Consider the following 9676-nt stretch of genomic DNA (forward strand, 5'->3'; position numbering starts at 1 on the left):
AGCCGATCATGATGAAGACGTGTGCCGCGCTCCTGCTCGCAGCGGTGACCTGCGCGGGAAGCGCCGCGCTGGCGGAAACGGGCAAGACGATGCGCGCCGCGCCGACCGGAACGGTCGAGGTCGCGTTGCCCGGCGATACGCAGAAGTTTCCGCCCGGCCCGGGCGCCGATCTCGCGAACCTGCATTGCCTGATCTGCCATTCGGTCGACATGGTGACCCGGCAACCGCCGCTGTCGTTCCAGGAGTGGAAGGCGGAGGTCGTCAAGATGCGCGCGGTCTATGGCGCGCCGCTGCCACCCGAGGCGATCGACGACCTCGCGCGATATCTGACCGCGATCAACGGGAAGCCGTGACGTATCGCAACGGGCGTCGCATGTGCATGACGCCCACGCGCATGTCCGCGATGTCAGGATCGCGGGTTCTGCCCGGCTCACGGTTCCCCATCTCCGCTTGCCTGCGTCCGCCTCCGCTCCTCGCCGCCGTCACGGCAGGCGTGCGCGCGACCGGGCTGTTCGACTGGCAGCAAGCCATGCGGAATGTCCAGCCGCGCGGCGGTGTCCGACTGCTGCACGACGCAATCATGGCGCCGAGCGCCATTGAAATCGACCGCGACACGGACATCTCTGCCTTCACCGAACTTGCTGTGTTCGACCCGGAGGGTTGTGACCGGCATCTCGTTCCGAGCGGCTGCGTGATCGGCTGGCCCCGGAATCCGATGTATGCGAGCGCGTAAAACACGAAGAATCGGCGTTTCCGTATCTTGCTGTTTTTAGCAATTGTCAGGTCAATAAGCGTTAGAATCTGCCGACCTAACATGTCAAATCAATGACGATGATCAGGTAACTATAATAAAAGGGTCGGAACATGAATGCGCAGGATATTGTGAGAGCAATACAGGGCGGCCTAATCCAAAATGAAAGACTGGTCAAGCTCGATACGCCGCTCGGTCCGAACGTGCTGTTGCCGCAACGTGTCGCGGGATGGTCGCGCATTGGTCGACATTTTGAGTTCACGCTCGATGTCCAATCGACCAGCAGCAGTATCAAGCTGAAACAGTTAATTGGTCAGCCTGTCACCCTCTGGCTCCAGCTGGCCAATCACTCCTATGTCCCCCGTCACGGCTATGTTTATTCGGTCCGGCGCTTGGGATCGGAAGGTGGATTGACCAGTTATCAGATCCGTTTTGCGTCGTGGATGAATTTCCTTAAATTCCGTCGCGACCAGCGCATCTGGCAGGACAAGTCTGTCGACGAAATTCTGACCGATGTTTTCAACGCGCATTCGCAGGCAAAAGGCCAGTTCAAATTCGTCGTCTCACAACCACTCGAACCGCGTTCGTACTGCACTCAATATGAAGACGATTGGACGTTTGTTCATCGACTCATGGAGGCGGAAGGACTGTTTGGTATCTGGGAACAGGCCGAAGACGGCAAATCGCACACGCTGACGATTACCGACCGCCTGGACACGTGTGAACCGCTCGTCACACGGACCGTGCCGTTCTCACGCGACGGCATCGACAGCGAGGTCGACGCCCTGCTGCACTGGTCGGGCATGCGAAGCCTGCATAGCGCGGTGCTGGCAACGCGCACCTTTGACTATAAGAGTCCGTCGTCTCTCGCAAATCCAAAAGGCACAAACATCCCCACGGTGTCGCACGAGTTGCCCGAGGAACTGGAAGTTTACGAATACACCGGTCCCTATACGTACCTGAAGCACGATCGCGGCGAGCGTCTGACCAGAATCCGCATGGAGGAATGGGAGTCGCGCGCAAAACGGTTCTATGGCACGGGCGGGCTGCGTGGAGTCGATGCGGGTCGATGGTTCGAGTTGACCGGGCACCCAGAGCATGACCGGGATTCCGCAGCCAGACGCGAGTTCGTGGTCATTGAAGCCGCCTGGCTGATTGAGAACAATCTTCCGGGGTCGAGCCACCATGCGAATTTACCCGGCAGTCTGCAAAGTAGGCTAACCGATGCAGCGGCCAACCGCGAAGCAACCGGCGCGACCAGCGTCGCTCATCCAGACGGCTCCACGGGTTTTTACTTTGTCGAGATCGAAACGCAACGCAAATCCGTTCCGTTTCGCAGCCCGTTCGAACACCACAAGCCCGTTATGCAAATGCAGACGGCAACCGTGGTCGGGCCGCAGGACCAGGAAATCTATACCGACGAGCTGGGCCGCGTGAAGGTGCAGTTTCACTGGGACCGGATCAGTCAGCGCAATGAACGCAGTTCGTGCTGGGTACGTGTGGCGCAGCCATGGGCCAGCGGCGGATTCGGTGGTATCCAGCTACCCAGAATCGGCGATGAAGCGGTCGTGTCGTTTCTTGATGGCGACCCGGACAGGCCGATCATCACGGCCCGCGTCGGGAACGGCGCAAATCGCCCGCAGTGGGACCTGCCCGACCAGCACCCGCTATCGGGCTTCGTCAGCAAGGAAATCGGCGGAGTCCAGAACAACGTCTGGCTGAAGGACGACACGAAGGGGCAAGTGCAGACTCAGATACGCAGTGACCACCTCGAATCGGGTCTGCATGCGGGCTACATCACGCGGGTGAGCGAACCAGCCGGTCGCGGCGAGAAGCGTGGCGAAGGTGTCGAACTACGCACTGATGGGAACGCCGCCGTGCGTGGCGCGCGTGGGCTACTGTTGACGACTCACCCGCGCCAGGGCGCGAGTGGTGACGCCTTCAGCGTCGATGAAGTCAACCTTCAGTTGGCAAATGCGCAGGACATGGCAGCAAGCCTCGCGCAGTCCGCGCAATCGGCGGGTGCGCAGGACGGTGAGCAGAAAGCGGTTGCCAGTACGCTAAAAGCACAGGCGAAAGGCATCCAGGGCGGCGGCACATTGAAGCAGTTCGAGCAGCCACATCTGGTGTTGGCGAGCCCTGCTGGTGTCGCCGCCAGCACACCGGAGCTGATTCACGTCAGCAGCGGCAAGAGCACGTCGATTACCTCCGGGGAACACGTATCGTTCAGCTCTGGTGGTGGACTCTTCGCGAGCGCGCGCCGGGCGTTGCGCCTGTTTGTCGCCGAAGCAGGCATGAGGCTCGTTGCAGCGGCAGGCGACGTCGATGTGAAAGCACTTAAAGACAGTATCAACCTGCTGGCGAAACTGAACGTAACGGTGACGGCAAACAAAATCACCATCAGCGCGCAGCAGGAGGTTGAGATCAACGGCGGCGGCAGTTATACCCGTTGGACAGCAGGACAGATCAAGAGCGGCACGTCGGGCGGTTTCGAGGTGCACTCTGCGACTCGCACACTCACCGGACCGGATAGCATTAGTACACCGAATATTCCGGCGCTACCACCAGAGAAGGAGCAGTTGCACTTCGCGTTGGGTGCACTACCCGGCGAGGCGCATCAGTATGTGAGCGAGCCGTACGATCTGTACAAGGGTGGGGCAAAAATCGGGCAAGGGGTGACGGATGAATTCGGACGTGTCGTCGTGAAAGAGCACGAGCCCGGTACGTCGGCCTATCAGGTCAAGCTCGCCAACGGCGGACAATTCGATCTGAAGGTCAAGGATGCGCTCCAGGGCGATCCCGACCACACCGACCAGCGGACCAACCGTGGTGAACGGCTGGACGGATAGTCGCATCCTGACTCACTGACAAAGAGGACCTGAACGTGGCCGACAGTAGCTTGAAATCCCAGAATCCAGCCGCCGTTGCGATTGACGAGCAATCGCGAACGGCAAAGTCATCGGCACAATGGTTGCTGGAAAAGCGCAAGGACATTGCGCCGATTACCTATGAAAACCATCTCGAATTCCTGGTCTGTGGCGAAGAAGGGTTCGCGAACATCGCGAATGACCTGAAGCTCGCGAAGGGGTCAGTCAACCTCTGTTGTTGGGGCTTCGACCCGGCCATGGAACTGATCCGCGAAAAAGGTAAGCCGAAATGGCCACGCGGCCAGACGTATGGCCAACTGCTTGAAGAGGTTGCGAACAAAGGTGTCACTGTTCGGTTGATGGTCTGGTACGACGAGACTGGCTCGGCCAAACAGAACAACGTCCCAGGCTATTCCGACACCGGGCACAACCCGTTTACTCATCTGCCCGCCTTTATCGTTGGCACTTCGAAGTCGCCTTACGATAGTAAGGACCGCCAGCAATACTGCATCGACTGGTGGAAAACCCACCACCCCAAGGGCAATTGCAGTGGTAAGAACAAGAACCTGCTGGTGACATTCCGCTCCGTCGATTCGGCGGATGCCGCACACGCGCTGGCCGATGAAGAGTTTAAGCCGCAAGATGGGATGTTGCCGACCAACGAACGCCCTCTGATGACGGACTACCCTACCCACCATCAGAAGCCCATCGTAATCGACTACGACTACGAGAACGGTTACAAAGCGGTCGGCTATGTGATGGGTCTGAATTCCGTGACCGACTACTGGGACACGACGAAGCACGTTATCGATGACCCCATACGGGAATTCCTGACAAGCAAAACACTGGAAGCGGAACAGGCTCACGAACAGGCAACGTTGGATCAAGGGCCCACAAAGGGCTATCAGCATGTCCGCCCCTATCAGGACTATGCGTGCCGCCTGTTCGGTCCGGCGTTAAAGCGCGTGTATGACAACTTTGCACGTGACTGGAATCACTATGCCCCTGACACTCACGCGATGCCGGAGCTTGCGGGGATACCGAGCAACATTCAGAAGGTGCCGGCGAATCCCAATCATGCAGTGCAGATTGTTCGCACACATCCTCGCGATAAAGATAAAACGATCAAAGAGCTTTATTTCCACGCCAGCTCCTGGGCGCGCAACTATATCTATATGGAGAACCAGTATTTCTTCTATCCAACTTTCGCCCAGAAACTAAAAGAAGCACGACAAGGTCACTGGAAGGCATGGGCGGAAAAGTCCGGAAGGCCAAGTAGCGAGATGGGAATTCTGTATATGTTCATCGTCATCCCACACCCCGAGGATGACGGAATGATTCCCCGCACCTATGACATGCTGACCGAATTCGGTGCCAGCGATCCGACCGCGAACAACCCGGCCATGTCCAATCAGGGGACCTACGACAAAGAAAATCATCGGGCTCAAGATTATCCGGACGCGAAGCTCTCTTCGTACAAACGTGATACAGGAGTAGGCCCAGTCATTTCGCAGGTCAAAGTTCTCGATCATCCCAGCGTACAGGAACTGGCATCCACATATGGAATCAAGGTCAGTGTTGCTCGATTGCGTGCCAGCGGACCGACCCCCGATCACGATATGGCCTACCGGGAAATCTACATTCACTCGAAGCTGATGATCATCGACGACGTATTTATTACAGTCGGAAGCGCGAACATGAACCAGCGCAGCATGACGGCGGATAGTGAGATCAACATCGGTGCGACTGGATTGGACTATGCCGCTCCGTTGCGGGAAAGAATATTCAAGCTGCATTCGGGCGGCGATATCACGGGCAGCGGCGATTTTAAAGAAATTCCGTCGATGTTCAAGCGATGGGTTGCGCGCATGGATAACAATCGCGATGTATGGAAAACAGGTAAAGCTCCCCTCAAAGGTTTTCTCCTACCCTTCGAGGATCACCGTGCTACAGGCACGATGCACGCCCAAGTGACACTTCCATCGACGTCAGACACTTCAGCCCTTGCCTGAGATGAATCAACTCAACGCGAAATTTATCGACCTTGTTCTGCGACTTCTATTCGCCAGCTTCTGCGTACTGGCAACTGATTCGCAGGCTAGCCCTTTTACAGCCGAGACCAGCAAGCTGAGTACATCCATGTCCGACCTGCCACGTTACGAAAAACTGCCGTTGTTCAGCCCGCATCGCAAGTCCTTTGTTTGCGTGTATCAGGACCAGCACGTACCGCCTGTCGACCCTCAGGCAGAATTATGGTTCCAGCAAGCGCTGGCGCTCGATAACCCGCACATTGATTACGACAAGCGTGATTATGTGAAGATTTACCAACTCTACACGCAAGCGGCCGAGCGAAATCACTGGAAGGCCATGTTGAATATCGCCTCACTGATATTAAGCAATCGTCAGGGGGTGCCGACACATGATCCTGAAACTGCTATCCGCTGGGTGGAAAAGGCGATGAAACTGGGCGTACCTGACGCCTACGACATGATGGGAATCTACCATCAGAATGGCCTGATTAAAGGTGGCGATGCAACCAGTGCCTACGCATTCTTTCAGCGAGCTGCCGATATAGGCAGTCCATCCGCGCAGACTTTTATCGGAACCAAAACGGATGCTACCTATGACGACCCGGGCGGTGAGTTCTGGGGCAATTTACCGATTGCAACACAAATGCTGGAATGTGCGCTCACTCAAGGATATGGAGGCGCTGCGAAAGAGTTGGGACATATCTACGCGAGACCTCAAACTACCGAAGCGAAACTACGTGCGGTCAAGGTCCTCCATCAAGGAGTCAAGCTGGGCTCTGCCGAGTGTGCGAATAAGCTGTTTACCGAATTTGATGGAATGGATCTCACCGACGGCACTAACCTGGTCGGTCATATCGACAAAGCACGCGCTGAACGTTACAGCAAGCTTGGGGATGCGCTCGAGTTTTATCAGGGCCGCCTGAAACTACCTAATCTCGACAAGGTACTTCCGCTGCCTCCCGCACCGCTACCGAAATGGGACGGCAAGGTACAGACGTTGATTGACGGCGCAAAGGCCGTGACGCCGCCCCCCAAACCTGCGAAGAGTGCAGCACTGCAAGGTCGCGAATTCATTCCCCACGGGTATGCAGTGGCGACGCGAGAGCAAAGTACGATGATAGTCAGCGGCAACGATCAGGTGCCTCGTGATGGCTATTGGCTCGCGCTGTACGGCCCCCCCTCCGCTTCCAAGGCTGATCTGATCCCAGCTCGCCACAACACGCCGGAGCGCTATCAGATTGGTGAACGCTTTGGCTCACCGCTATTCGACTGGCTTGCCACTGAGCAAGTACAGTGGCATTACCTTGGCGAAGCCTATGCCCTACCCCCACAACAATACGATTTCCTGAAGCATATGATTGAAACTGGGTTGCTGCGTGAAGTCCCAGAATCCGTGTCACCAGTCCGATGTAACGGTCAGCAGCGTTGCCCGCAAACCGGGATATGGGAGAGTCGCGTGACTGCCGAACATCCGATGGCAACCTTGTACAACCGCTGGGATCGTCAAGCGTTCGTGGAGAAAGGGCAAGCATTTCCGCCTGCCGAGGACCAATTCATCGATGTCGCCATGAGCGACCTGCAATGGACGTATCTTGGCAGTCCAAATACTGAAACCGGCATGCCGGGCATCTATACGATTGGTTTGTAAATGCGCGCGTTCGCCACGCTACTGAACGCGAGAGGAGGAAACATATGGTCCGTCAGGTTATTGTGGTGACCGATACGCTCGCGCCGCATGGAGGCGTCGTTACGACTGGGTCAAATGCCGATGTGATAGACGGCAATGCCGTCGCCCGCAAAGGCGACACGGTCGAATGCGAGGCACACGGAACACAGACGATCGCTGAAGGCGACGCGAACGGCATGATCGGTGGCGCCCCGGTTGCGTTGCACGGGCATCGTGCGACATGCGGCTGCACACTGGTCAGTCGCTCGACCACGGTGTCGTGGTCCTAAGCGTGGCGGGATCACTGGCACGCGGGAGACGCGGATAGAAGAAAGGCGTGCCCGGCATGGGTGAATATGGGTTTGACATTGACGACATATCTCCGCAAGGCGCCCCGCGCCCCGCCTGGCAGGAAGATGAAGACGGTCGCGGTTGCCTGACCTTCAGGGAAGGTGCAATAGCCCGCACGCCCGGTGGTCCAAATCTCAGTACGGACCGAATTGTTGACATCGCCTTTCCCGGTTCTCATGGATCGGGCGGTCAGCCCCTGCGCTGCAAAGGAATTGTGCCGGGCGCCTCGCCGAGAATCAGCACTGCCAACATCCGGGCCAAAGATGGCGATCGTGCTGGCCGGACAACCAGCCAGCAACACCAACAACTGAGCGCGTGTCACCTTCTTGCGCCATGCCTCGTGACCGTGACGATCCTGCGCATGCAGAAGGAAGCAATGCTTGCCTGGATCGATTCCGATCAACGTCACAGTGCTCACGATGATCTCCGGAAACGAAACAGCCCGATCAGCGTACGCTGAATCGGGCTGCCTCGGTCAGGCTGACCATCTCGTCAAAACCCGCCGGCATGCACCGGCGGGCTTTCGTATTCGACTGCTGGCGCGACGCTTAGCGCGCGGGGTTCAGCGTCAGGTTCATGTGACGGTTCACATCCTTGTACAGCAGGTAACGGAAACGGCCGGGGCCGCCCGAATAACATGCCTGCGGGCAGAACGCGCGCAGCCACATGAAGTCGCCCGCTTCCACCTCGACCCAGTCCTGGTTCAGGCGATAGACGGCCTTGCCTTCGAGCACGTACAGGCCGTGTTCCATCACGTGCGTTTCAGCAAACGGAATCACACCGCCCGGCTCGAACGTCACGATGTTCACGTGCATGTCGTGGCGCATGTCGCTCATGTCGACGAAGCGCGTCGTCACCCACGCGCCGTTGGTGCCCGGCATCGGGATCGGTTCGACGTCCTGCTCGTTGGTCACGAAGGCTTCGGGGAGCGGAATGCCGTCGACGGCCTGGTAATGCTTGCGGACCCAGTGGAAACGCACCGCGGCATCGCTGACGTTGTGCAGCGTCCAGTCCGCGCCTGGCGGAATGAATGCGTAGCCGCCCGGCTTCAGCACGTGCTTCGAGCCCTGCAGCGTCAGCTCGGCTTCGCCTTCGACGACGAACAGCACGGCTTCGGCGTTCTTGTCCTGCTCCGGCTTGTCGCTGCCGCCGCCCGGGTTCACTTCGACGATGTACTGCGAGAAGGTTTCGGCGAAACCCGACAGCGGGCGGGCGATCACCCACAGGCGCGTGTTCGTCCAGAACGGCAGCCAGCTCGTGACGATGTCGCGCATCACACCCTTCGGGATCACCGCGTACGCCTCGGTGAACATCGCGCGATCGGTCAGCAGATCGGTCTGCGGCGGGTGGCCGCCGTGCGGCGCGTAATACGTTGTCTTAGACATAGGCATCCAGGCAATGGGTTGGTCCGGCCCCGGGCGCAAACGGCATCGGGCGGCACGCATGCGCGTGGAGCACACAGGCGGCGGCGGGACATCGTTGCCGGGGTGGCTTGAAAGCGCATGCGCCTTCGTTCGGTCGGCCAGGCTTCGCGACGGATCCGTCCGGTCGATCGGACGCGGCGACCCATGCCGGTGGGTCCGGCGGCCGGGCCGCGGCGCCGCGATCATGCGGCGAGGCACGGCGCGGTGGACGGCACGGTTCGATTCCGTACGCGGGCATCACTGACGATAGCGAAGTCGATCGCAATCGACCAATTAAATGTTGCGATGCTATCCATTCGATTTCCCACTACCCGCCAGCGCGTGCGATGCGTGGTGAAGCGGCAGTCTGCGTATCGGGGAAATCCTGACGGCCGCGGCAATGCGAACCTTCGCCGGGACGATGAATGCAGCACGTCCGGCCGCAGCAACGCCCATTGCGCAACGCAGGTCGCGATACATCTGGTTACGCGGATTGCAGACGGTCGATGTGCGCCCGGTTGCGGGCGGCATCGCTCCCGTCGCGAACCTTCGTCAGGCCGGAGCGACTTGACGCGACGAACGCGAACGCGAACGGAAAGCGGGTGGCG

Annotated in this window: 8 protein-coding genes; 6 read left to right on the forward strand and 2 right to left on the reverse strand. The window is 58.6% G+C overall.

The window, feature by feature from the left end; translation table 11 throughout:
* The first annotated feature begins 8 nt into the window (after nt 1-8).
* The 6 genes from GD429_RS21460 (at nt 9) to GD429_RS21485 (ending at nt 7604) form a co-directional block, all read left to right on the forward strand.
* Nucleotides 9-353, forward strand: a complete 345-nt coding sequence (locus GD429_RS21460; protein ID WP_152859662.1) for a cytochrome c — start codon at nt 9-11, stop codon at nt 351-353.
* Nucleotides 350-733 (forward strand): hypothetical protein, encoded by a 384-nt coding sequence (locus GD429_RS21465; RefSeq protein WP_152859664.1) that lies wholly within the window; start codon nt 350-352, stop codon nt 731-733. Before GD429_RS21460 ends, GD429_RS21465 begins: the two co-directional genes overlap by 4 nt.
* Nucleotides 734-864: 131 nt before the next feature.
* Nucleotides 865-3600: a type VI secretion system Vgr family protein gene (locus GD429_RS21470; protein ID WP_152859666.1), complete on the forward strand. Its 2736-nt coding sequence runs from the start codon at nt 865-867 to the stop codon at nt 3598-3600.
* Between the two features lie 35 nt (nt 3601-3635).
* A complete protein-coding gene (locus GD429_RS21475) occupies nt 3636-5630 on the forward strand; it encodes a phospholipase D-like domain-containing protein (RefSeq protein WP_321574765.1) in 1995 nt (664 codons plus the stop codon).
* A 1-nt stretch (nt 5631) separates the two neighbouring features.
* Entirely contained in the window at nt 5632-7296 is a 1665-nt protein-coding gene (locus GD429_RS21480; RefSeq protein WP_227791701.1) for a tetratricopeptide repeat protein, read from the forward strand.
* 44 nt (nt 7297-7340) lie between these two features.
* Nucleotides 7341-7604 carry a PAAR domain-containing protein gene (locus GD429_RS21485; protein WP_152859670.1) on the forward strand — a complete coding sequence of 88 codons (264 nt, stop codon included), beginning with the start codon at nt 7341-7343 and terminating at the stop codon, nt 7602-7604.
* Between the two features lie 11 nt (nt 7605-7615).
* On the opposite strand, the gene GD429_RS42095 is transcribed toward GD429_RS21485, so the two are convergent.
* Together GD429_RS42095 and GD429_RS21495 are read right to left on the reverse strand one after the other, a co-directional pair.
* Nucleotides 7616-8083 (reverse strand): hypothetical protein, encoded by a 468-nt coding sequence (locus GD429_RS42095; RefSeq protein ID WP_152859672.1) that lies wholly within the window; start codon nt 8081-8083, stop codon nt 7616-7618.
* A gap of 130 nt (nt 8084-8213) precedes the next feature.
* Nucleotides 8214-9050 (reverse strand): bifunctional allantoicase/(S)-ureidoglycine aminohydrolase, encoded by an 837-nt coding sequence (locus tag GD429_RS21495; RefSeq protein ID WP_034181695.1) that lies wholly within the window; start codon nt 9048-9050, stop codon nt 8214-8216.
* Between the last annotated feature and the right edge of the window lie 626 nt (nt 9051-9676).

Source organism: Burkholderia sp. BE17 (genome assembly GCF_009362305.1).
In the GTDB taxonomy this organism is placed as follows: domain Bacteria; phylum Pseudomonadota; class Gammaproteobacteria; order Burkholderiales; family Burkholderiaceae; genus Burkholderia; species Burkholderia pyrrocinia_C.

Bases quoted from the DNA above. Each gene is read 5' to 3' on its own strand.
- GD429_RS21460 (WP_152859662.1), top strand. From the start codon at position 9: ATGATGAAGACGTGTGCCGCGCTCCTGCTCGCAGCGGTGACCTGCGCG.
- GD429_RS21470 (WP_152859666.1), top strand. From the start codon at position 865: ATGAATGCGCAGGATATTGTGAGAGCAATACAGGGCGGCCTAATCCAA.
- GD429_RS21480 (WP_227791701.1), top strand. From the start codon at position 5,632: ATGAATCAACTCAACGCGAAATTTATCGACCTTGTTCTGCGACTTCTA.
- GD429_RS21485 (WP_152859670.1), top strand. From the start codon at position 7,341: ATGGTCCGTCAGGTTATTGTGGTGACCGATACGCTCGCGCCGCATGGA.
- GD429_RS21495 (WP_034181695.1), bottom strand. From the start codon at position 9,050: ATGTCTAAGACAACGTATTACGCGCCGCACGGCGGCCACCCGCCGCAG.